At 72.7% G+C, this 22,000-nt stretch carries 19 protein-coding genes and 1 pseudogene; 9 read left to right on the forward strand and 11 right to left on the reverse strand.

The window, feature by feature from the left end:
• Positions 1-11: 11 nt before the first annotated feature.
• Together GT045_RS08470 and GT045_RS08475 are read right to left on the reverse strand one after the other, a co-directional pair.
• Positions 12-848: a hypothetical protein gene (locus GT045_RS08470; protein WP_161333794.1), complete on the reverse strand. Its 837-nt coding sequence runs from the start codon at positions 846-848 to the stop codon at positions 12-14.
• Between the two features lie 216 nt (positions 849-1,064).
• A complete protein-coding gene (locus GT045_RS08475; protein WP_161333795.1) occupies positions 1,065-1,598 on the reverse strand; it encodes a PadR family transcriptional regulator in 534 nt (177 codons plus the stop codon).
• A 114-nt stretch (positions 1,599-1,712) separates the two neighbouring features.
• Here GT045_RS08475 and GT045_RS08480 point away from each other — a divergent pair, with 114 nt between their 5' ends.
• Positions 1,713-2,468, forward strand: a complete 756-nt coding sequence (locus GT045_RS08480; RefSeq protein WP_345942581.1) for an alpha/beta hydrolase — start codon at positions 1,713-1,715, stop codon at positions 2,466-2,468.
• Between the two features lie 13 nt (positions 2,469-2,481).
• Here GT045_RS08480 and GT045_RS08485 read toward each other — a convergent pair whose 3' ends face one another.
• Positions 2,482-3,081, reverse strand: coding sequence for a class I SAM-dependent methyltransferase (locus GT045_RS08485; protein ID WP_161292355.1), 600 nt, complete (start codon positions 3,079-3,081; stop codon positions 2,482-2,484).
• A gap of 150 nt (positions 3,082-3,231) precedes the next feature.
• Here GT045_RS08485 and GT045_RS08490 point away from each other — a divergent pair, with 150 nt between their 5' ends.
• The 5 genes from GT045_RS08490 to GT045_RS08510 all read left to right on the forward strand — a co-directional run bounded on the left by GT045_RS08490 (position 3,232) and on the right by GT045_RS08510 (position 8,524).
• Complete coding sequence (locus GT045_RS08490) at positions 3,232-4,005, forward strand: MHYT domain-containing protein (protein ID WP_161333797.1); 774 nt, start codon at positions 3,232-3,234, stop codon at positions 4,003-4,005.
• Between the two features lie 46 nt (positions 4,006-4,051).
• Positions 4,052-6,763 carry a sensor histidine kinase gene (locus GT045_RS08495; RefSeq protein ID WP_202527535.1) on the forward strand — a complete coding sequence of 904 codons (2,712 nt, stop codon included), beginning with the start codon at positions 4,052-4,054 and terminating at the stop codon, positions 6,761-6,763.
• A complete protein-coding gene (locus tag GT045_RS08500) occupies positions 6,760-7,197 on the forward strand; it encodes a roadblock/LC7 domain-containing protein (protein ID WP_161298064.1) in 438 nt (145 codons plus the stop codon). Before GT045_RS08495 ends, GT045_RS08500 begins: the two co-directional genes overlap by 4 nt.
• Positions 7,198-7,252: 55 nt before the next feature.
• Positions 7,253-7,666: a DUF742 domain-containing protein gene (locus GT045_RS08505; RefSeq protein ID WP_161333798.1), complete on the forward strand. Its 414-nt coding sequence runs from the start codon at positions 7,253-7,255 to the stop codon at positions 7,664-7,666.
• Between the two features lie 255 nt (positions 7,667-7,921).
• On the forward strand, positions 7,922-8,524 hold the full coding sequence (locus GT045_RS08510) for an ATP/GTP-binding protein (RefSeq protein ID WP_161333799.1): 603 nt from the start codon (positions 7,922-7,924) through the stop codon (positions 8,522-8,524).
• A gap of 9 nt (positions 8,525-8,533) precedes the next feature.
• Here GT045_RS08510 and GT045_RS08515 read toward each other — a convergent pair whose 3' ends face one another.
• Complete coding sequence (locus GT045_RS08515) at positions 8,534-8,962, reverse strand: PPOX class F420-dependent oxidoreductase (protein WP_161298067.1); 429 nt, start codon at positions 8,960-8,962, stop codon at positions 8,534-8,536.
• A gap of 91 nt (positions 8,963-9,053) precedes the next feature.
• Between GT045_RS08515 and GT045_RS08520 the strand changes: the two genes are divergently transcribed.
• A complete protein-coding gene (locus tag GT045_RS08520; protein ID WP_161298073.1) occupies positions 9,054-9,467 on the forward strand; it encodes a roadblock/LC7 domain-containing protein in 414 nt (137 codons plus the stop codon).
• 124 nt (positions 9,468-9,591) lie between these two features.
• Positions 9,592-10,377, forward strand: a pseudogene (locus tag GT045_RS39545) (DUF6397 family protein); the annotation flags it as partial.
• A 466-nt stretch (positions 10,378-10,843) separates the two neighbouring features.
• Here GT045_RS39545 and GT045_RS08530 read toward each other — a convergent pair.
• Positions 10,844-11,710, reverse strand: a complete 867-nt coding sequence (locus GT045_RS08530; protein ID WP_161298068.1) for an acyl-CoA thioesterase II — start codon at positions 11,708-11,710, stop codon at positions 10,844-10,846.
• Between the two features lie 40 nt (positions 11,711-11,750).
• Positions 11,751-14,264 (reverse strand): DEAD/DEAH box helicase, encoded by a 2,514-nt coding sequence (locus GT045_RS08535; protein WP_161298069.1) that lies wholly within the window; start codon positions 14,262-14,264, stop codon positions 11,751-11,753.
• Between the two features lie 145 nt (positions 14,265-14,409).
• Here GT045_RS08535 and GT045_RS08540 point away from each other — a divergent pair, with 145 nt between their 5' ends.
• The gene (locus tag GT045_RS08540) at positions 14,410-15,204 is read left to right on the forward strand and encodes a metal-dependent hydrolase (protein ID WP_161298070.1); all 795 of its coding nucleotides are present in this window, start codon (positions 14,410-14,412) and stop codon (positions 15,202-15,204) included.
• Positions 15,205-15,248: 44 nt separating this feature from the next.
• On the opposite strand, the gene GT045_RS08545 is transcribed toward GT045_RS08540, so the two are convergent.
• The 5 genes from GT045_RS08545 to GT045_RS08565 form a co-directional block, all read right to left on the reverse strand.
• On the reverse strand, positions 15,249-15,515 hold the full coding sequence (locus GT045_RS08545; protein ID WP_161298071.1) for a type B 50S ribosomal protein L31: 267 nt from the start codon (positions 15,513-15,515) through the stop codon (positions 15,249-15,251).
• A gap of 54 nt (positions 15,516-15,569) precedes the next feature.
• Positions 15,570-16,040, reverse strand: a complete 471-nt coding sequence (locus GT045_RS08550) for a DUF5709 domain-containing protein (protein WP_161298072.1) — start codon at positions 16,038-16,040, stop codon at positions 15,570-15,572.
• 309 nt (positions 16,041-16,349) lie between these two features.
• Positions 16,350-18,167, reverse strand: coding sequence for an ABC transporter ATP-binding protein (locus GT045_RS08555; protein WP_161333800.1), 1,818 nt, complete (start codon positions 18,165-18,167; stop codon positions 16,350-16,352).
• Complete coding sequence (locus GT045_RS08560) at positions 18,164-19,978, reverse strand: ABC transporter ATP-binding protein (RefSeq protein ID WP_161333801.1); 1,815 nt, start codon at positions 19,976-19,978, stop codon at positions 18,164-18,166. Before GT045_RS08560 ends, GT045_RS08555 begins: the two co-directional genes overlap by 4 nt.
• Before the next feature lie 174 nt (positions 19,979-20,152).
• On the reverse strand, positions 20,153-22,000 hold a 1,848-nt coding region (locus tag GT045_RS08565), incomplete at its 5' end, for a peptidoglycan recognition family protein (protein ID WP_161333802.1).

Raw genomic sequence — 22,000 nt, forward strand, 5'->3', positions numbered from 1 at the left:
GCCGGCTCGGCTCACAGGGGGCGTACGGCCAGCTTGTCCAGCGCCTTCAGCAGCCCCGGCAGCTCGGGACCCCGGCCCACCGGCAGGATCTCGCCGGGCCTGTCGTCGAGCAGGACGAACGCGATGTCGTCGGTGCGGGCCACGATGGACCAGCCGGGGCCGTCGGCGCGCAGCGTACGTGCCTCGCCGGGGGCGAACGACGAGCGCACCCGGCCGAGCGGTGGCGGGCTGTCGATGTAGGCGCGCGCCTCGGCGAGCACGCGGCGGACACCGGAGGGGCCGCCGGTCATGGCGGCGTCCCGGTCCTCGGGCGCGGACTCCGCGGACTTCCCCTGCCCGCCGGCGGAAAAGTCGGCGTCGCCGATCTGCTCCCGCCAGACCGCCCACTGCAGCGCGACCTCGTCCGCGCCCAGACGGCGCTGAGCGGGTCCCCAGGAACCGGTGTCCGGCGGGCTCAGCGGCCGGCCGGCCGTCTCGGCAGGGGGGTCGTGCGGTGCGGGCACGCCCGGTGCGGCCACGGCGAGGGCCAGGGGCCACCCCGGCAGGGCGGTCACGACCGCGCGCTCGTCCGGCGAGAGGTCGTACTCCATGCCGCAGTCCCAGGACGCGATCGCCACAGCGACCAGCGAGACGTCGTCGACGACGACCGTCCAGCGAGACCCGTCCCCGTCCTGGCCCAGCACCAGGCCGTACCCGTCGGCGAGGGGCGGCAGGTCCAGCGCCGCGCATGCCTCCGGGTAGTCGTCGCCCAGCACGCTCGGAAACTGCGCCGGCGTCAGCAGCACCGCCGTCAGCACGTACAGCGCATCGTCCGCGGCGGCGACGGCCTCATCGTTCGTCCCGGCCATCCCTGCTGCCTCCCCAGTCGTTCGTCCACCGGCGCGCACCCTAGTGCGAGCGGAAGCCGCTTGTCACGACTGTGCGCACCACGCGGAGCTGCAGGTTTCCGCCTGGACGGGGGCGAAACGGCCACATCTGGAGAGGGAAGTTCCACTCCGGCCGCCGGGAAGATCCGAGGAGGCCGCCGGGTCACCCTGGAGTCGTGGCCGAAGGGGGCGGCCGCCTCAGTGGCCAGTCCCGTCGAGAGACGCGAGGGTCTCGCGCAGCCAGGCCAGTTCGGCCTGGCTCGTGGCCCGGGCGATGGTGAGGACGCCGCGGCGGAAGGGATCGTTCAGCTCCTCGGCCCGCAGGGGCCGCTCGCCGTCGTAGAAGAAGCTCGCCGGCTCCTCCAGGAAGGCCAGCCGGCGCCGTAGCACGGCTGCCTGCGCGGCCGGGTCCGTCAAGTGGCGCAGGAACGCCAGCAGCGTGAACCAGTGATTCTCGTCGGTGATCTCCCGCTGGGCGGGCTCGGCGAGCCGGCGCATCAGTTCCTGGCCGCCCTCCTCGGTCAGTCTCAGCACATGGCGCGGCGCGGCCACAGCGCCGGGCTCGGTGGCCCGTACCAGCAGGCCCGCCTTCTCCAGCCGCTTGATCGCCGGGTACAGCGTGCTCTCGGCGACGGGCCGCACATGCCCGGTGAGCGCCGCGATGTGACGGCGCAGGACGTAGCCGTGCAGGGGGGCGTCGTAGAGGAATCCGAGGATGGCGAGTTCGAGCATGACCGCGATTCTTCCGCAGAAAGCCCCGCGGCTGTACCTCGCCCCACCGGTACTGTCTTGACGCTATACCTCGTCACCGATGTAATGGTGCGTCCAGACCCGAGGGAGGGGTACGTGCAGCAGGCCACGTTCGACAGCCGCGGAAGCCGCATCCGGTGGACCGAGGTGCCCGGGGCGGCGCCCGCCCGGGTGTACCTGCACGGGCTCGGATCGATGTCCGCCGTCTACCACGCGCACATCGCGGCCCGTCCCGCCCTCACAGGCCGGCGCAGCCTCTTCGTCGACCTGCCGGGGCACGGCACGAGCGACCGGCCCCTGGAATTCGGCTACACGCTGGAGGACCACGCCGACGCCGTCGCGGTGGCGCTGGACGCGGCCGGCGTCACCGGCGCCGAACTGATCGGGCACAGCATGGGCGGTGCCGTGGCCGTCGTCCTCGCCCACCGGCGGCCCGACCTCGTCTCCCGGCTGGTGCTCACGGAGGCCAACCTGGACGCCGGTCCGTCGTCGACCGCCGCCAGCGGCAGCATCGCCGCCCATGACGAGGACGAGTTCGTCGAGAAGCACTACGCGCGCGTGCTCGACGCCGTCGGACCGCTGTGGGCGGCCACCATGCGGCTGACCGACCCGCGTGCCCTGCACCGCAGCGCCGTCGGACTGTGCCGGGGGTCGGACCCGGTGATGCGGACGATCCTGGAGGGGCTGCCCGTCGACCGTGTCTTCCTCCAGGGCGAGCTGAGCGGTGAACTCGCGGGCCGGCGGCGCCTGGAAGCCGTCGGGGTGCGTGTGGTGACGGTGCCCGGTGCCGGGCACAACGTCATGTTCGACGCCCCCGGGACCTTCGCGGCAGCCGTCGCCGGCACGCACTGACCGCCGCGGGCGTTCAGCCCTCGCGCACCGCGACCGCGAGGAAACGGGCGTCCTCGTCCACGTACGACGTCATGCGCCAGCCCGAACGGGCGAGCAGCGGCCGGAGGTTGCCCTCGGCCCGCAGGTCGTCGGGCGTGATCCGGCGGCCCTGTCGTGCCGCCAGGGCCACCCGCCCGACGGGGTGGAAGAGCGCGAGCGTTCCGCCCCGGCGCACGCCGCGGGCCAGCTCCCGCAGATTGGTCAGCGGGTGCGGCAGGTGGGCGATCAGACCGGCCGCGAACACCGCGTCCAGACTGCCCGAACGCAGCGGCAGCGCGGCGACGTCCGCGAGCAGCAGCCGTCCCTCCTGGTCCCGGCCGGCCCGCACGGCGGCCTGGAGCATCGCCGGGGTGAGATCGGCCCCCAGTACCACCCCGGAGGACCCCACGGCCGCCCGCAGGGGCGGCAGCGCCCGCCCGGTGCCGCAGCCCGCGTCGAGCACGCGGTCCCCCTCGCGCAGTTCCAGGGCGGCTACGGCCGCCGCGTAGGCCGGGCCGTCGTCCGGGAACCGGCTGTCCCAGTCGGCGGCCCGGGCGGTGAAGAACTCCTGCACGTGTGTGTGGTCGTCGCTCATGCTCCGCATGATCCCTCACCGACACGAGGGACGTCTCTGTGCGCATGTTCGGGCGGGACGCGATCGTCCGGCCCGCAACTGCGCGCATATTCGGGCACCTTTCGAAATGCGCCCCCGCCGTGCGCCCCTGCCCCCTACCGTCCCGAGGCCATGGGACACCTGGACCACGCCGCCTTCGGCTGGCTGACCCCCGCGTTGTCGTACGTGATGGCCTGCACAGGCGCCGCACTCGGACTGCGCTGTACCGTGCGCGCGCTCGCCGCCACCGGCCGCGCGCGACGCCACTGGCTCGTCACCGCCGCCTCCGCCATCGGGACGGGCATCTGGACCATGCACTTCGTGGCCATGCTCGGCTTCCGCGTCAGCGGCACCGACATCCGCTACGACGTGCCGCTGACCGTCCTCAGCCTCCTCGTCGCCATGGCCGTCGTCTGCGCGGGCGTCTTCGCCGTCGGCTACAGCCGCGACCGCAACCGCGCGCTCCTCCTCGGCGGCCTCACCACGGGACTGGGCGTCGCCAGCATGCACTACCTGGGCATGGCAGCGGTGCGGCTGCACGGCCACGTCGGATACGACCCCGTCCTCGTCGGCGTGTCCGTACTGATCGCGGTGCTCGCGGCGACCGCGGCTCTGTGGGCCGGGCTCAACATCACCTCACCCTCGGCGGTCACCGTCGCCGCCCTCGCCATGGGCGCGGCCGTCAGCAGCATGCACTACACCGGGATGTTCGCGGTGAGCGTGCGGGTGGTGCCTTCCGGCGACCCCCTCCCCGGGGCCACGGCGATGCAGTTCATCTTCCCGCTCGCCGTCGGCCTCGGGTCCTACCTGTTCATCACCTCGGCCTTCGTCGCCCTCTCGCCCACGGCCGACGAGCGCGAGGCGTCCGCCTCCGCCCAGCGCCCCGTCGGGACCGCGACCCGTTAGCGGACCCCGGCCCGAGCGCACCGACCACGTCCCGAGCGAGGAGGCCATGCGCCCACCCCGTACACCCGAGAAGGCCGCCACCCCGGCCCACCGTCCACGCGGACGCCGAGCACACGCGGGACCACCCGCCACCGAGGACACGGACCTTGCGCTCGGCCCCCCGCCCACCCCGGCACGCGCGCGGGGGAGCCGCCTCGCCCCGCGCTCCCGGACCGTGCGGGCCAAGGTGGTCAGCCTCCTGATGGTGCCCGTCGTCTCCCTGCTCGCCCTCTGGGCGTACGCCGCCGTCACCACCGCCCAGGACATCGCCCGGCTGCGCCAGTCCCAGCGCGTGGACACCGAACTGCGCACTCCGGTGGCCGCGGCCGTCACCGCTCTGCAGGCCGAGCGCACCGCCGCCGTCCGCTACGCCGCGGCCCCGAACGCCGGGAACGGCGGCGACCTGAAGGACCTGGGAGCCCGCACCGACCGGGCCGTGGCCAGGCTGCGGCTCGGCCGCGACAGCACGGTCGCCGACAGCCAGGAACTGCCCGCCGGTGTCTCCCGGCGCCTCGATGCCTTCGTCACCGGTGCCGAACACCTCCGCACGCTGCGCACAGCCGTACTGGGCCGCACAGCGGCCTGGGACGAGTCGTACACGCGGTACACGAAGGCCATCGACGCGGCCTTCGCCGTGGACGGTGCCCTCACCGGAGTCCAGCAGGCCGACGTCGCCTCGGACGCGCGCGTGCTGCTGGAATTCTCGCGCGCCGCCGAGGCACTGGCCCAGGAGGACATCCTGCTGGACAGCGCACGAACGGCCGGCTCCCTGCGGGCGGAGCGCCTGCGCCTGTTCGGCGCCGCCGTCGCCACGCGCCGCGCCCTCACCGAGACCGCCGTCACCGACCTGCCCTCCGCGCAGCGCGCCGCCTGGCGGGACCTGGCGGCCGGCGGGCCGTACAGGGCTCTGCGGGCCGCGGAGGACAGGCTGCTGACCGCCGGGCCGGGCACCCGACCCACCGACGCGGCATCGCGGGCCGCCTGGGATCCCGCCCACGCGCGCGTGCGGGACGGCATGCAGACCATCGCGGCGGCCACGCGGAGCATCGTCGCCGGCCGAAGCGACCCCGTCGCCCGCGGCTTGTTCAGCTCCGCCGGCGCCGTCGTGCTCCTCGGGCTCGCCGCCGTCGTCGCCTCCCTCGCCATCTCCGTCCGCATCGGGCGGGCACTCGTGAGCGAACTCGTGAACCTGCGCAACGACGCGCTGGAGATCGCCCGCCGCAAACTCCCCGAGGCGATGCGCAGACTACGCGCCGGCGAGGAGATCGACGTCCAGGCGGAGGCGCCCACCGGCCCACCCGCCGAGGACGAGACCGGGCAGGTCGCCGAGGCCCTGGCCACCGTTCACCGCGCCGCGCTGAGCGCCGCCGTCGAGCGCGCCGAACTCGCCGACGGCATCTCCGGGGTCTTCGTCAACCTGGCCCGCCGCAGCCAGGTCCTGGTCCACCGCCAGCTCGGCCTCCTGGACAGCATGGAGCGGCGCTCCGAAGACCCCGACGAACTCAGCGACCTGTTCCGCCTGGACCACCTCACGACCCGGATGCGGCGCCACGCGGAGAGCCTGATCATCCTCTCCGGTGCCGCGCCGGGCCGGGCCTGGCGCATGCCGGTGTCCCTGACGAACGTCGTACGCGCGGCCGTGTCGGAGATCGAGGACTACGCGCGCGTGGAGGTGCGTCCGTTCCCCGACGTCGAAGTCGTCGGTGCGGCGGTCGCCGACCTCACCCACCTGATGGCCGAACTCGTGGAGAACGCGGCCCAGTTCTCGCCACCCCACACGCGTGTGCGGGTCACCGGCGAACCGGTGGGCAACGGTTACGCCCTGGAGGTCGAGGACCGCGGACTCGGCATGGGGGCCGACAGCCTCGCGGAGGCCAACCGGCGCATCGAACAGTCCGAGGCGCTCGACCTGTTCGACAGCGACCGGCTGGGCCTCTTCGTGGTCAGCAGGCTAGCCTCCCGGCACGGGATCAAGGTGCACCTGCGGACCTCCCCGTACGGCGGCACGACCGCCGTGGTCCTGCTGCCGACCGCCCTGCTGCACCATGGCTCGGCGGAACGTTCCGCCCGGCATGCCGGAAACGCCGGCCCCGGCCGGGAGCAGGAACGCGCCCACGCGCGCGGGCCCGGCGCGACCGCGCCCCACGCAACCGGCGTCACCGGCCGCCCGGACCGGCCGGCCCTGACGGCCACCGCCCCCGGAGCCCGCCCTGGACCGGTCTCCGGTACCCACACCGGCCCGGCGGCATCCGCTACCGGGACCGCCGGACCCGTACGCGGCGGCGACGCGCCAGGCGGACCGGCACCCGGCACCGATGCGAGCGGACCGGCCTCCGGCTCCCACGCTCCCGGACCGGCATCCGACGCCTACCCGGGCGGACCGGCATCCGCCCCCCGCCGCACAGCTCCCGCATTCCCGGCCTCCGAAGTGAACCCCGGGAGACCGCAGCGCCTCCCGGGCGGCTCCGCACCCACCGACGACCTCCCGCGCCGCGTACGTCAGGCGAACCTCGCCCCTCAGCTGCGTCACCGGCGCCCCGATGAGCCGGCCGCGCAACCCGACCGCGGCGGCGACGACGGACGCACCCCCGAACTCGTACGTGCCCGCATGACGGCGTACCGCGACGGCTGGACGCGCGGCGGAGGCCGACGGCCGGGCCGCGGCTCCGCCGCGTGTCCGGAAACGGGCAGTCACAGCAGCGAAGGAGACCCGGCATGATCCAGGAACCGAACCCGAGGGCCGGCCGGCAGTCCGGCGAACTGGACTGGCTGCTCGACGACCTGGTGGTGCGCGTGCACGAGGTACGGCATGCCGTCGTGCTCTCCGACGACGGCCTGGCGGTCGGTGCCTCCACCGGCCTCGCGCGCGAGGATTCCGAGCATCTCGCCGCCGTGGCCTCCGGTTTCAACAGCCTCGCCAAGGGTGCCGGACGACACTTCGGAGCGGGCGGAGTGCGGCAGACCATGGTCGAGATGGACGACGCGTTCCTCTTCGTCGTCGCCGCCGGTGACGGCTCCTGCCTGGCGCTGCTGACCGCGGTCACCGCCGACATCGGGCTGGTCGCCTACGAGATGGCCCGCCTGGTCAGACGCGTGGGCGAGCACCTCTACACGCCACCGCGCGTCACGGCCCAGGTGCCGGAGGCCGAATAGGCCGGATCGGCCCCGTAGGCCACCCAGGCCAGACAGGGCGGAAAGGTATCACCCGATGACCGAGAACCCCGCCGGCCGGCCCCGGGAGCCCGGAAGCCGGTGGTACGACGGCGAGGCCGGGCCGATGGTCCGTCCGTACGCCATGACCGGTGGCCGCACCCGGCCCGGCCCCGATGGCGTCCGCTTCGACCTGATCGCGCTCGTCACCCTCGACCTCGCCGCCCCGGTGACGGACGACGGCACCGCACTGGGTCCCGAACACCGGACGCTGATCGACCTGTGCCGTCCGGAGACGCAGTCCGTCGCGGAACTCGCGGCGGACGCAGATCTTCCGGTCGGCGTGGTGAGAGTGCTTCTCGGTGACCTGCTGGAACTCGGCTGCGTGACCGTCAGCCGTCCGGTGCCCCCGGCGCAGCTACCCGACGAACGGATACTGCGCGAGGTCATCGAGGGACTGAGGGCGCTGTAGACACATGCGTGACATCCGTCCACCCCTCGCTGTAGCCGCGCTTCCCGGCCGGCCGGCCGGGGCCGCGTCCGCGCGCCGGCGGGCGGACGCGCCCGGCCCGTCCGATCCGGTCGCCTTCCGCCATCGAGCGCGCGTGCATCGGCCACGGTGGGGCCATCGGTCCAACCGGTCCAGAATTCCCGCCCGTTGTCATGCTGCTGACTCCAGGAGCATGTGGACGCCGGTCACGGCCGGCCCTCCCCGAGAGAAGTGATCATGGCCTCCGAGCACTCCGAAGCCATCGGCGACACCTCCGCCCTCGCGCTGAAGATACTGGTCGCCGGCGGCTTCGGCGTCGGCAAGACGACCCTGGTCGGCGCCGTCAGCGAGATCCGGCCGCTGCGCACCGAGGAACTGCTGAGCCGGGCGGGCCTGCAGGTGGACGACACCGGCGGAGTGGACCGGAAGACCACCACGACCGTGGCCATGGACTTCGGCCGCATCACGATCCGATCCGGGCTGTCGCTCTATCTCTTCGGCACGCCCGGCCAGGACCGCTTCTGGTTCCTGTGGGACGAACTGGCCCAGGGGGCCCTCGGTGCCGTGATCCTCGCGGACACCAGGCGGCTGGAGGACTGCTTTCCGGCCGTCGACTACTTCGAACGCCGCCGCATCCCGTTCGTGGTCGCCGTCAACTGCTTCCCCGGCGCTCGCGCGTACGGCGCTCACGACGTCAGTCGGGCCCTCGACCTGGACCCCGGCACTCCCGTGGTGCTGTGCGACGCACGCGACCGCGACTCCGGCAAGGACGTGCTGATCCGGCTCGTCGAGTACGCCGGGCGGATGCACACCGCCCGGCTTCTGGACTCCGTCGGCTGAGGCGACCGCTCAGGCCGCCACGTCTCGCAGGGCCAGCACCTTGTCGACGGGGACGCGGACGAGGAGTTCGCCCGGCACGCCGTTGCGGGCGCCGTACTCCTCGGCGCGGTCCGCGCCCATGTACCGGGCGGCGATCCGGGTCGCCCACAGACGCAACTCGGCCGGATCCTCCGACAGCTGGGCACGGCCGCTCAGGACCACGAAGTGGAACGGTGGACGATCGTCGTCCACGCACAGGGCGATCCGCCCGTCACGGATCAGGTTGCGGCCCTTCACCGTGTCCTTGCCGGTGTTGAACACCACCTCGTTCCCGTCCAGGAGGAACCAGATCGGGGCCACGTGCGGGCTGCCGTCGCCGCGGACGGTGGACAGCTTGCCGGTGCGGGTGCCGTCCGAGACGAACGCCCGCCACTCCTCATCGGTCATCTTCTCTGCCATGGGCCCATCCTGCTTGCCCGTACGCCGGTCGTGGGGAAGGCTGGCGGGGAGTTCTTCAAGCATGCGGGAGACATCACACGGGGAGATGGACATGGCGCAGAACCAGGGCCTCGGCTGGCTCCTGGACGATCTGACCGAGCGGGTGGACCACGTCCGGCACGCACTCGTCCTGTCGAACGACGGGCTGGTCACCGCGGCCAGCACGGGACTGAGACGCGAGGACGCCGAACATCTCGCCGCCGTGGCATCCGGGCTGCACAGCCTCGCCAAGGGGTCGGGACGTCACTTCGGCGCGGGCAGCGTGCGGCAGACGATGGTCGAGTACGACGACGCCGTCCTGTTCGTGACCGCGGCCGGCGCCGGCAGCTGCCTGTGCGTGCTCAGCGGGGCGGAAGCGGACATCGGGCAGATCGCCTACGAGATGACGCTGCTCGTCAACCGGGTCGGTGAACACCTCGGCGTCGATGCGAGGCAACCCGAGCGCAGCCGCATAGCCGACGTCTGACCTGCGGTTTCATCTCCGGTAGCGAGTTATCCACAGGCCCGCCACGGATGGCGACGAAGCGGCTACGTTGGCTGCACGGCGAACGCGCAGGGCGTGAGCCAGGACTCCACGGGGGAGTACGACCATGTCGCCAAGCACTTTCGACCCGTCCGGCTCCGGCACCTGCACACCGAGCCGTGCCGCTCGTGAACTGGGCCTGAAACGGAGCGAGTTCGACCTCGCGGTACAGCTCGGTCGCATCCGGACGGTGCCCGACGAGGGCGGGGGAGGGCCCCACCGGGTGGCATGCGCGGAGATCGACCGCCTCCGTGCACTGGACGGCTTCCCCGAGTCGCTCCGCGAGCGGGTGCGGGTCGTGGGTACAGCGGAAGGGGCCGCCCTCATGGGCATCCCGGCCGGCCGCTTCACCCGGCTCGCCCGCCTGGGCCTGCTCGTGCCCGTCACCTACTACCTGAATCGCTACCGGACCGTGGTCTGGCTCTACCTGGCGGAAGAGCTGAGCCGGTTCGCGACGGACACGGAGCACGCCCACCTGCTCAAGGGGCGTACGCCCGAGACCCTGCGCGGACAGCTGGCGGCAGGAGTGGATCTGCGGGCACGCAACTGGCGCGGACGCCATCTGGGATTCCTGCTGCGTCAGGCGGGACATCCCTGGGCCCGCGCCGGGGCCGTGGCCGCCTTTCTCACGCCGGTCGAGGTCGCCGACGTCGTCAGGGACCCGTACGAGCGTGCCCACGTGAACCGGTACCGGCCCGCCCCGCCGGGGCACGCGGTTCCCGGGTCGCCCTCCGCTCTGACCGCCGAGCGGATCATGACGGCGCAGGACGCGGACGAGGTCGACTGGCTGCGCAGCGACCTGTCGCGTTCGGTCAGGGAAGCCCGCAGCGCCGTACCCGCCCCGCGCCCGGCCGCCCGCCGGATTCCGCCGGCGACGCGCACGGCCGCACGGCCCATCCCGCCGATGGCCCGCACGGTCACCGCATCCGCGACGGCCGTCACGCCCCTGACGGCCATCACCTCCCTGACGGCCACGACACCCCCACCGGAGGCGGCGAGGCCCGCGGAGGGGGTGGCGGACCAGCCTTCGGAATCGCGGGCCGCCGGCATCGAGGAGTGGCGCCCCCGCCGGCTCCCAGGACGCCGCCCGGAGCTGTGCGTGTCGCCCGCGCGGACCACGGAGCGACCGGAAGGACCGCCCGCCCGCCATGACCACCGATCACCGCACCCCGCAGCCGCGCCGCCGTCCCGGGGGCTGCGGTCCTGGCTGCGGCGGAGAAGCCCGCGGACCGCGGGGTCCGCGCCGGCCTGAACGCCAGGTCGGGCCCGAGCAGCCGGCCAGGGCCGGAAGGCCCGGCCGCCGCCCCTGAAACCCGGCGCTACAGGGCCCTGAACAGCCCTTCCTGGACGACCGAGACCAGCAGCCGTCCCTGCAGGTCGTAGATGCGTCCGCGGGCCAGCCCGCGCCCACCCGTGATGATCGGGGACTCCTGGTCGTAGAGGAACCACTCGTCGGCGCGGAACGGCCGGTGGAACCACATGGCGTGGTCCAGCGAGGCCATGTCGAAGCTCCGCGGCCCCCACAGGGGCTCGACCGGGATGCGGACCGCGTCCAGGAGGGTCATGTCACTGGCGTAGGTGAGCGCGCAGGTGTGGACCAAGGGGTCGTCACCGAGCGGTCCCACCGCGCGCATCCACACGGCGCTGCGCGGCTCGGCCCCCTCGATCTCCTCGGCGGTCCAGCGGAGCCGGTCGGCGTAGCGGATGTCGAAGGGCTGACGGCGCGCCATGCGCTCCAGCTGCTCCGGCAGCGTACCGAGCTGCTTGCGGATCTCCTCGGCGACCGTCGGCAGCGACTCGGGATCGGGCACCACGCGGGCCGGCGGCAGCTGGTGCTCGAACGGTCCTTCCTCGGGCTTGTGAAAGGAGGCGGTCAGATTGAAGATCGTGCGGCCCTGCTGCACGGCCGTGACCCGGCGCGTCGTGAAGGAGAGCCCGTCCCGGACCCGCTCCACCTGGTACACGATGGGCACGCCCGGCCGGCCCGGGCGCAGGAAGTACGCGTGCAGCGAATGCACCGGTCGGTCGCCGTCCGTGGTGCGGCCGGCGGCGACCAGCGCCTGGCCGGCCACCTGGCCGCCGAAGACCCGTTGCAGGGACTCCTGCGGGCTGCGGCCACGGAAGATGTTGACCTCGATCTGCTCCAGGTCGAGCAGGTCGACCAGGCTCTCGGCCGGATTCGTCATCGGTGGGCTTCTCCTTGGCTTGCCGGTGGCCGGGGACGGCTCAAAGCTGGCCGACGTCGGTGACACGGACGACCGCTCGGCCCTCGGCGTCGGAGGCCGCGAGGTCGATCTCCGCGCTGATGCCCCAGTCGTGGTCGCTGTTCGGGTCGTCGAAGATCTGGCGGACGCGCCAGAGGCCGTGCTCCGGCTCCTCCTTGATGACGAGGAGCTTGGGACCGCGGGCGTCGGGGCCGGTGCCGAGATCGTCGTACTCATCCCAGTACTTGTCCATCGCCTCGCCCCAGGCGTCGGCGTCCCAGCCGGACTCGCCGTCCATCTCGCCCAGCTCATCGACCTGGTCCAGCGCGGCCAGCTCCACCCGGCGGAACATGGCGTTGCGGACCAGAACGCGGAAGGCGCGGGCGTTGGCGGTGACCGGCTTGACCTCGTCGGCCTTCTCCTGGGCCTCCTCGGCGGTCATCTCCTCCGGGTTGGCGAGCTGCTCCCACTCGTCCAGCAGGCTGGAGTCGACCTGGCGGACCATCTCGCCGAGCCACTCGATCAGGTCCTGCAGATCTTCGGACTTCAGGTCGTCCGGGATGGTGTGGTCCAGTGTCTTGTAGGCGCTGGCCAGGTAGCGCAGCACGATGCCCTCGGTGCGGGCCAGCTCGTAGAAGGACACCAGCTCCGTGAAGGACATCGCCCGCTCGTACATGTCCCGGATCACCGACTTCGGCGAGAGCGGGTGGTCGCCGACCCAGGGGTGGCTCTTGCGGTAGGTGTCGTAGGCGTGGAAGAGGAGCTCCTCCAGCGGCTTCGGGTAGGTGATGTCCTGCAGGCGCTCCATGCGCTCCTCGTACTCGACCCCGTCCGCCTTCATCGCGGCCACGGCCTCGCCGCGCACCTTGTTCTGCTGGGCGGCGAGGATCTGCCGCGGGTCGTCCAGGGTGGACTCGACGACGGAGACCATGTCGAGGGCGTAGGAGGGCGACTCGGGGTCGAGGAGTTCGAAGGAGGCCAGGGCGAACGTGGACAGCGGCTGGTTCAGCGCGAAGTCCTGCTGGAGGTCGACCGTGAGCCGGACGATGCGGCCCTCGGCGTCCGGCTTGTCGAGCTTCTCCACGATCCCGCCGTCCAGCAGGGAGCGGTAGATCGCGATGGCCCGGCGGATGTGCCGCAGCTGCTGCCTGCGCGGCTCGTGGTTGTCCTCCAGCAGGTGGCGCATCGCCTCGAACGCGTTGCCCGGGCGGGCGATCACCGACAGGAGCATCGTGTGCGTCACCCGGAAGCGCGAGGTCAGCGGCTCCGGTTCCGACTCGATCAGCTTCTGGAAGGTGTTCTCCGTCCAGCCGACGAAGCCCTCCGGCGCCTTCTTGCGCACCACCTTGCGCCGCTTCTTCGGGTCGTCGCCCGCCTTCGCCAGCGCCTTCTCGTTCTCGATGACGTGCTCCGGAGCCTGCGCGACCACGAGCCCCGCGGTGTCGAAGCCGGCCCGGCCGGCCCGGCCCGCGATCTGGTGGAACTCACGGGCCCGCAGGGTCCGCACACGGCTGCCGTCGTACTTCGTCAGTGCCGTGAAGAGCACCGTGCGGATGGGCACGTTGACGCCCACACCGAGCGTGTCCGTACCGCAGATGACCTTGAGCAGACCGGCCTGGGCGAGCTTCTCCACCAGGCGCCGGTACTTGGGCAGCATGCCGGCGTGGTGCACGCCGATGCCGTGCCGTACGTAACGGGAGAGGTTGCGGCCGAACTTGGTGGTGAAGCGGAAGTTGCCGATCAGCTCGGCGATCTGGTCCTTCTCCTCACGCGAGCACATGTTGATGCTCATCAGCGCCTGCGCCCGCTCCACGGCCTGCGCCTGCGTGAAGTGCACGATGTACACCGGGGCCTGCTTGCTCGCCAGCAGGTCGGTGAGCGTCTCGGTGAGCGGGGTCAGCTGGTACTCGTAGGAGAGGGGCACCGGGCGCGTCGCCGAGCGGACCACCGAGGTGGGGCGGCCGGTACGGCGGGCGAGGTCCTTCTCGAAGAAGGACACATCGCCCAGAGTGGCCGACATCAGGATGAACTGCGCCTGCGGCAGCTCCAGCAGGGGGATCTGCCAGGCCCAGCCGCGGTCGCCCTCGGCGTAGAAGTGGAACTCGTCCATGACGACCTGGCCGACGTCCGCGTGCTTGCCGTCGCGCAGCGCGATCGAGGCGAGCACCTCGGCAGTGCAGCAGATGACGGGCGCGTCGGCGTTCACCGAGGCGTCGCCGGTGAGCATGCCGACGTTCTCGGTGCCGAAGAGCTTGCACAGCTCGAAGAACTTCTCGGACACCAGCGCCTTGATCGGAGCCGTGTAGAAGGTGACCTCGTCCCGGGCCAGCGCGGCGAAGTGCGCGCCCGCGGCGATCATGCTCTTGCCGGAGCCGGTGGGCGTCGAGACGATCACGTTCGCCCCGGAGACCACCTCGATCAGCGCCTCCTCCTGGTGCGGGTAGAGGGTGAGGCCACGCTCCTGCGCCCACGACTCGAAGGCTTCGTACAGGGCGTCGGGGTCGGCGGTCGGCGGCAGCTGATCGATGAGGGTCACGCCCCCATCTTGCCTGGCCCACCGCCCGAGCGGGGAATCGGCTGCGAGCCCCAAGATCACGGCCGCTACGCTGTGTCGCCGACGCAGCGTCAGCGCACCGGACCAACTGGACAGCGGCGCACGAGGAATGGGGCGGAAAGCGGCCATGATGGGACCAGCACACTCACTGTCGGGGGCCGCGGCCTGGCTCGGCGTCGGGGCCGCCGCGGCGGCGGCCGGGCACCCGATGCCCTGGCCGGTCCTCCTCGCCGGGGCCCTGATCTGTGCCGGCGCCGCTCTCGCCCCGGACCTCGATCACAAGGCCGCCACCATCTCCCGCTCCTTCGGACCGCTCTCCCGCTGGATCTGCGAGATCGTCGACAAGCTGTCGTACGCCGTCTACAAGGCGACCAGGAAGCAGGGCGACCCGCGCCGCTCCGGCGGGCACCGGACGCTGACGCACACCTGGCTGTGGGCGGTCCTGCTCGGCGCCGGATGCTCGGCGGCGGCGATCAACGGAGGCCGCTGGGCGGTGCTGGCGATCCTGTTCGTGCACATGGTGCTCGCGATCGAGGGTCTGTTGTGGCGCGCGGCGCGCGGCTCCAGCAGCGACGTCCTGGTCTGGCTGCTGGCGGCGACCAGTGCGTGGATCATCGCGGGAGTGCTGGACAAGCCGGGCAACGGCTCCGACTGGCTGTTCACCGCACCCGGCCAGGAGTACCTGTGGCTGGGCCTGCCGATCGTGCTGGGCGCGTTGGTGCACGACATCGGGGACGCTCTGACGGTGTCCGGGTGCCCGATCCTGTGGCCGATCCCGGTGGGCCGCAAGCGCTGGTACCCGCTCGGCCCGCCGAAGGCCATGCGGTTCCGTGCGGGCAGCTGGGTCGAGCTGAGAGTGCTCATGCCGGTGTTCATGCTGCTCGGCGGGGTCGGCTGTGCGGCGGCCCTGGGTGTGATCTGAGGCATCCGCCGGCCCGGCCTCCGCGGGAGGGCCGGCCGGGTGGCTCAGGTCTGCTCGTCCGCGTCCGCCGCACCGCCGTACCGGCGCTCGAAGCGGGCGACGCGCCCCTCGGTGTCGACCGTGCGGGCCTTGCCGGTGTAGAAGGGGTGGCTCTCCGAGGAGATCTCCACGTCGACCACCGGGTAGGTCCGCCCGTCGTCCCATTCGATGGTCTGTTCGCTCCGTGCGGTGGACCGGGTCAGGAAGGCGTAGCCGGCGGTGCGGTCACGGAAGACCACGGGCTGGTAGTCGGGGTGCTTGTCCTGCTGCATGGCGGCTCCTCGTACCGGGCGGAGGACAGGTCGGGGGCGTCCGGACGGTCCGGCTCAGCCGGAGAGGAAGTCCTCGTCGACGATGTGCATCGCCGCTTCCTCGGCGGAGGCGGCGGCCCCGTCGATGCCGACGTCGGTGGCGACCAGGGCGGCCTCGTCGTCCTCGTGCACACCCTCGTCGGGGGCCACCAGTCGGCCGGAGCGGAAGTTGCCCACCTCGTTGTCCAGCAGCTCCCCGTCGGTGCCGTCGCAGTCACCGATGCCGTCGCCGTCGGGTGTGCCGGGGTCGGGCATCTCCTCGGCGAGCCGTTGATCGAGCGTCTCGCCCGCCTTGCGCTCGGCTGCGGTCACGCCGCTGTGTTCGACCGCCCACGGTCGCTCCGGAGGGGACCAGCCGCGGTCGAGGGGGTCGGCGACGCCGTCGAAGTCCAGTGTGTCCTCGACGTCGAGCACCCCCGAGTCCTCCCGGATCTCCGAGGGATCGGGCTGGTAGACGTCGTCCCCCCAACCGTCGGCGCTGTCCACGACTACCTCCAGATGGTGAGGACGGCCGGATGCCACCCCAGCGGGTGGCGGGCCGCCGGCAGCACGGCCCGGGAACACGCGCCGGGAACCTCGCGGTCCCCGGGTACGTCCCCAGCCGGTGTCGCCGCTTTCCAGCCTTCCACCCCTGCTCGGCACCGCGCAACGGCACGGCTGCCGGAAGGCATGCGCACCCCGCACCGTCGGCGCCGCCCGCCCCCGCACCGTCGGTGCCGGCCCGCCCCCGCACCCTCGGCGTCACCCGCCCCGCACGGGAGCGGGGCGCCGGGCGGCGGCGGGCCGGGCAGGCACTCACCCGTGCCAGGACCGCCACAGAGCCGCGTACGCCCCGTCCGCCGCGACCAGCTCGTCATGGCTGCCCAGCTCGCTGATCCGTCCGTTCTCCACCACGGCGATCACGTCGGCGTCGTGGGCGGTGTGCAGACGGTGGGCGATGGCCACCACGGTACGGCCGTCCAGCACCCGCGCCAGGGAACGTTCCAGATGACGGGCCGCTCGCGGGTCGAGCAGCGAGGTCGCCTCGTCCAGGACGAGCGTGTGCGGGTCGGCCAGCACCAGACGGGCCAGTGCGATCTGCTGGGCCTGTGCCGGGGTCAGGGCGAGGCCGCCGGAGCCCACCTCGGTGTCCAGACCGTCGTCCAGCGCCCGCGCCCACCCGTCCGCGTCGACGGCGCCCAGAGCCGCCCACAGCTCCGCGTCGTGGCTTCCGCCGGGGGTCTGACCGTCCGAGCGGACCCGGGAGTGGGGGACGGCCAGCAGGAGGTTGTCACGCAGGGTGCCGACGAAGACGTGGTGCTCCTGGTTGACGAGTGCCACGTGGGACCGGACGCGTTCCGCGGGCATCCGGGACAGTTCCGCCCCGCCCAGGGTGATCCGGCCGTCCCGGGGTGCGTAGATCCCGGCGAGCAGCCGGCCCAGGGTGGACTTGCCCGCTCCGGAGGGGCCGACCAGGGCGAGCCGCGTGCCCGGCGCGACCTCCAGGGAGACCCGGCGCAGCACGTCGACGCCCTCCCGGTAGCCGAAGTGCACCCGGTCGGCGTGGACGGCCCGGCCGTCCGGGGTCAGTGCGGCGTCCCCGGCGTCCGGTTCGATGTCCCGCACCCCGACCAGCCGGGCCAGCGACACCTGGGCGACCTGCACTTCGTCGTACCAGCGCAGGATCAGGTTCATCGGGTCGACGAGCATCTGCGCGATGAGCGCGCCCGTGGTCAGCTGTCCCACACCGAGCCAGCCGTGCAGGACGAACACACCGCCGACCATCAGGACCGAGCCCAGCACGAGAAGGTGGACGGCGTTGATGACCGGGAAGAGCACGGAGCGCAGCCAGAGCGTGTAGCGCTCCCACGCCGTCCATTCCTTGATCCGCTGTTCCGACAGGGCCACACGGCGGGCGCCGAGGCGGTGTGCCTCGACGGTGTGGCCGGCGTCCACGGTCTCGGCGAGCGCGGCGGCGACGGCGGCGTACCCGGCGGATTCCGAGCGGTAGCCGGACGGCGCCCGCCGGAAGTACCAGCGGCAGCCGATCACCAGGACCGGCACGGCGAGCAGCACCGCGGCGGCCAGCGGCGGAGCCGTCACGACCAGCCCGCCGAGCAGCAGCAGGGCCCAGACGACACCGATGGCCAGCTGCGGTACGGCCTCACGCATGGCGTTGGCCAGCCGGTCGATGTCGGTGGTGATACGGGAGAGCAGGTCGCCGGTGCCCGCACGCTCGAGGACGCCCGGCGGCAGCCCGACGGACCGGACGAGGAAGTCCTCACGCAGGTCGGCCAGCATGCGCTCACCGAGCATCGCGCCCCGCAGCCGCACCTGCCGGACGAACAGGGCCTGCACGGCGAGCGCGAGCAGGAACAGTCCGGCGGTGAGGCCCAGATGAAGCTCCTCGGCCCTGTCCGAGACCCGCTCGACGAGACCGCCGAGCAGGTACGGGCCCGCCATGGAGGCGACCACGGCCACGGTGTTGACGGCGATCAGCAGCAGGAAGGCGCGCCGGTGCCGGCGGAACAGCTCGGTGACGTACGCCCGCACGGTGGCGGCCGCGCCGACGGGCAGGGTGGTGGCGGTCGTCGGGGCCGCCGGATCGTACGACGGCGGCGCAACGCCGATCATGCGCTCTCCTCGATCTCTTCGATCTCTTCCAGCTCCTGGATCGTCTCCAGCAGCATGACCTCGCCGGTCGCGGCCTTTTCCGCGTCGGTCTCGCGGGTCACCACGGCCCGGTACCGGGGCTCGCCGTCGACGAGCTCGCGGTGCATGCCGACCGCCACGACCTCGCCCTCGTGCACCAGAGCGACCCGGTCCGCGCGGTCCAGCAGCAGCGGCGAGGAGGTGAACACCACCGTCGTGCGCCCCGAGCGCAGCCGGCGCAGCCCGTCCGCGATCCGGGCCTCGGTGTGCGAGTCGACCGCGGAGGTCGGCTCGTCCAGCACCAGCACCTCCGGATCGGCGATCAGCGACCTGGCGAGGGCGAGCCGCTGCCGCTGGCCGCCGGACAGGGAGCGTCCGCGCTCGGTGATGCGGGCGTCCATCGGATCGGCGGCGCCGAGGGAACCCTGCACCAGGGCGTCCAGCACGTCCTCGCACTGCGCCGCCGCCAGCGCGTCCGAGGCCCGTACGGCACCGGAGGAGGGCACGTCGAGCAGCTCCCGCAGCGTGCCGGACAGCAGCACCGGATCCTTGTCCTGGACCAGGACGGCGGTCCGGGCACTGTCGAGGGGCAGTTCGTCCAGGGGCACGCCGCCCAGCAGCGCCGAGCGACCCGGCTCCGCGGGATGGCCGCCCAGACGCTCGGCGAGCCTGCCCGCCGCGTCCGGGTCACCGCACACCACGGCGGTCAGGCGGCCGGCGGGAGCGAGGAGACCCGTCTCGGGGTCGTGGAGATCACCGTCCGGCACCTCGGCCCCGCGGCTGCCGTCGGTGGCCGTGGAGCGCTCCAGCGACAGCACCCGCGCGGCCCGCTTGGCCGACGGGCGCGAGAAGGAGTACGCCATGGCGATCTCCTCGAAATGCCGCAGCGGGTAATTGAGGATCATGACCGAGCTGTAGACGGTGACGAGCTCGCCGACGGTGATCCGGCCCTGCCGGGCCAGATCGATGCCGTGCCAGACGACGGCGATCAGCAGCAGACCGGGCAGCAGCACCTGCACGGCGGAGATCAGCGACCACATCCGGGCGCTGCGTACGGCGGCGTGCCGCACCTCCTGGGAGGCACGGCGGTAGCGGTCGAGGAACAGCTCCTCGCCGCCGATGCCGCGCAGCACCCGCAGTCCGGCGACGGTGTCCGAGGCCAGTTCGGTGGCCCGGCCCGCCTTCTCGCGCTGCACGTCCGCGCGACGCGTCGCCCGGGGCAGCAGCGGCAGCACGGCGAGCGCCACGACGGGCAGGCCCACGGCGACGACCACGCCGAGGGAGGGCTGGTACACGACCAGGCCGGCGCCGACGACCACGACCGTCAGGGCGGCCGCGGTGAACCGGGAGAGGCCCTCGACGAACCAGCCGATCTTCTCCACGTCGCCGGTGGAGACGGACACCACTTCACCGGCGGCCACCCGACGGGTCAGACCGGAGCCCAGCTGGGCGGCCTTGCGGGCCAGCAGCTGCTGGACGCGTGCGGCGGCGGTGATCCAGTTGGTGACGGCGGTCCGGTGCAGGAAGGTGTCGCCGACAGCGATGCCCGTGCCGCAGAGGAGCATCAGACCACCCGTCAGGGCGAGCCGTTCGCCGGAGCGGTCGACGGCCGCCTGCACGGCGAGGCCGACGCAGAAGGGCAGGGCCGATACGGAGACGAAGTGGAGCAGGCCCCAGGCGAGCGACTTCAGCTGGCCGCCCAGCTGGTTGCGCCAGAGCCACCACAGGAATCGGGGACCCGAACGTGCGTCGGGCACGCCCGGGTCGGGATACGGAAGGTCTTGGATCTGCATGACGTCCCAGTGGCTCGTGTCAGGGGAGAGCGGTAGGCCGCGGAGCGGCAACAAGCCGTGAAAGGGTCGCGTCGCAGAGTGGTGAATTTCAAACAGTTTTTTCCGGTGGCCCCGGAGTTCCGCAGCCTTCCGGCCACCGGCCACCCCCCGCGGCCGGTGCCCGACGGCGCGCCGTCACCCGGCCGGCTGTGCGGCGCCTCCCAGAGGTTCGGCCGGTTGCGCGGCGCCTCCCTGGGGAACGGCCGGTTGCGCGGCACCTCCCTGGGGCCCGGCCGGTTGCGCGGCGCCTCCCTGGGGTCCGGCCGGCTGGGCGGTTCCGCTCTGGGGGCCGGCCGCGGCCGCGGAGGAGTCCACCACGTCCACGTCGCTCGCCCGCACGTACGCGAGCCGGTGGCCGAGCTGGATCTCGTAGTACTTCTCCCGGCCCCACACCACGGGGTTGGGTGTGTCGGTGAATGTCTTGGAGGTGTAGGAGCTGCCGACGCCGGACTGCGTGACGTACCGCTGGCCCGCCTGGAAGCTGTACGGCAGCGGCGAATCGGCCGGCTCGTCCACGCCGTCCGGATAGGCATCCGCCTCCGGCAGCGCCCGTCCGTACACCGGGACCTCGTCCAGACCCTCCTTCGGCGTGACCATGCGTCCGGCCGCCCCGACGGCGGTCGGGTGCGCCTTGGGGTTCTTGAACCACGCCTTCCGTCCCTGGAACCAGATCGCCGTCCAGTCGCCGCTGCGGTCGGCCACGGCGAAGGTCTGGCCGGCGGAGACGCGCGATCCCAGGTCGTTGACGTCCTCGGTGGAGTCGTCGCCGTCCGGCTTGCGGCCCGGGTCCTGGATCAGCGGGGCGTTCTCGCGCGGTTCGGTGTACAGGCGGACGGCGCTGGAGCCGTGCGGCCGACACGGTGAACCGTCGCGTGTGCAGCCCGTGAACCGCGGCTGGTTCGTGGCGTAGTCCGGCAGGATGGTCACCATGTCGCTGTCGGGTCCGGCCGTGGCCCGCAGCGGCGCGCCGAGAAGGTCGAAGTAGTGCCGCCAGTCCCAGAAGGGGCCGGGGTCGTCGTGCATGTCGGGGATGGAGTCGGCGGTCGGGGCCGGCACGTTGTCGTGGCCGAAGATGTGCTGCCGGTCGAGCGGGATGGCGTACTTCTTCGCCAGGAACTTCACCAGACGGGCCGAGGTCTGGTACATCCGCTCCGTGTACCAGGTTCCGGGCTGGGTGAGGAAGCCCTCGTGCTCGATGCCGATCGAGCGGGCGTTCACGAACTGGCTTCCGGAGTGCCAGGCCTCGTCCTTGGTCCGGACGTGCTGGGTGACGTGTCCGTCGTTGGAGCGGATCGAGTAGTGCCAGGACGCCTCGGTCGGATCCTGGACCGTCTGGAACATGCTCGCCAGGTCCGCCTCCGTGTCATGGATGACGATGTACTCGATCGGCTGGTCCCGCGGGCGGTCGCCCAGGTCGTGGTTGCCGTACGTGCTGGTGTCCTCGGCTTCGACGTCTTCGCTGTCGCCGTCGTCGCTGTCGTCGCTGTCGTCGGTTTCCTCGGGACCGGCGATCTCCACGTACGGCGCGCCGAGCCAGTCACAGGCGAGTTCGGCGGGGCACTCGACCTCCTTGGGCCGCTGGGGGCCCTGGGGGACGGCGGCGCGGTGTGGCTGCACGCCGGGGGTGGCGGGGAGGGAGACGTCCTGGCCTTCGGCGGTGGTGCGGTGCGCGCCCTGACGGATCACGGTGAAGACATCGGCGGCGTAGGACGCGGCTGACGCGACGTCACGAGTGCCCGGGAAGCGTGCCACCGCCTCCCACCAGTCCGCCGGGTCGGAGCTGAGGGGCTTGCCGAGCCGGGCCTGAGTGGCCGCCAGGAGGGCCGCGCCTCCCCGTACGTTGGCGATGGCGTCCGTCCGCAGCCGTCCGGCCGGGACCTGGATCAGCCGTGCCGCGTGCTGCAGGTCCGCGGGCTGCACTGCGTGGCCGGCCGAGGTGCCCGCCGCCGCGGTGCTCCCGGCGGACGGTGCCGTGGCTCCCGC

The sequence above is a fragment of the Streptomyces sp. SID486 genome (assembly GCF_009865385.1).
Taxonomy (GTDB): domain Bacteria; phylum Actinomycetota; class Actinomycetes; order Streptomycetales; family Streptomycetaceae; genus Streptomyces.

Excerpts from the sequence above, each read along its gene's own strand:
- GT045_RS08540 (WP_161298070.1), top strand. The coding sequence starts at position 14,410 with ATGATGGGACCAGCACACTCACTGTCGGGGGCCGCGGCCTGGCTCGGC.
- GT045_RS08515 (WP_161298067.1), bottom strand. The coding sequence starts at position 8,962 with ATGGCAGAGAAGATGACCGATGAGGAGTGGCGGGCGTTCGTCTCGGAC.
- GT045_RS08485 (WP_161292355.1), bottom strand. The coding sequence starts at position 3,081 with ATGAGCGACGACCACACACACGTGCAGGAGTTCTTCACCGCCCGGGCC.
- GT045_RS08555 (WP_161333800.1), bottom strand. The coding sequence starts at position 18,167 with ATGATCGGCGTTGCGCCGCCGTCGTACGATCCGGCGGCCCCGACGACC.
- GT045_RS08530 (WP_161298068.1), bottom strand. The coding sequence starts at position 11,710 with ATGACGAATCCGGCCGAGAGCCTGGTCGACCTGCTCGACCTGGAGCAG.
- GT045_RS08560 (WP_161333801.1), bottom strand. The coding sequence starts at position 19,978 with ATGCAGATCCAAGACCTTCCGTATCCCGACCCGGGCGTGCCCGACGCA.
- GT045_RS08510 (WP_161333799.1), top strand. The coding sequence starts at position 7,922 with ATGGCCTCCGAGCACTCCGAAGCCATCGGCGACACCTCCGCCCTCGCG.
- GT045_RS08505 (WP_161333798.1), top strand. The coding sequence starts at position 7,253 with ATGACCGAGAACCCCGCCGGCCGGCCCCGGGAGCCCGGAAGCCGGTGG.
- GT045_RS08470 (WP_161333794.1), bottom strand. The coding sequence starts at position 848 with ATGGCCGGGACGAACGATGAGGCCGTCGCCGCCGCGGACGATGCGCTG.
- GT045_RS08490 (WP_161333797.1), top strand. The coding sequence starts at position 3,232 with ATGGGACACCTGGACCACGCCGCCTTCGGCTGGCTGACCCCCGCGTTG.
- GT045_RS08545 (WP_161298071.1), bottom strand. The coding sequence starts at position 15,515 with ATGCAGCAGGACAAGCACCCCGACTACCAGCCCGTGGTCTTCCGTGAC.
- GT045_RS08495 (WP_202527535.1), top strand. The coding sequence starts at position 4,052 with ATGCGCCCACCCCGTACACCCGAGAAGGCCGCCACCCCGGCCCACCGT.
- GT045_RS08520 (WP_161298073.1), top strand. The coding sequence starts at position 9,054 with ATGGCGCAGAACCAGGGCCTCGGCTGGCTCCTGGACGATCTGACCGAG.
- GT045_RS08475 (WP_161333795.1), bottom strand. The coding sequence starts at position 1,598 with ATGCTCGAACTCGCCATCCTCGGATTCCTCTACGACGCCCCCCTGCAC.
- GT045_RS08500 (WP_161298064.1), top strand. The coding sequence starts at position 6,760 with ATGATCCAGGAACCGAACCCGAGGGCCGGCCGGCAGTCCGGCGAACTG.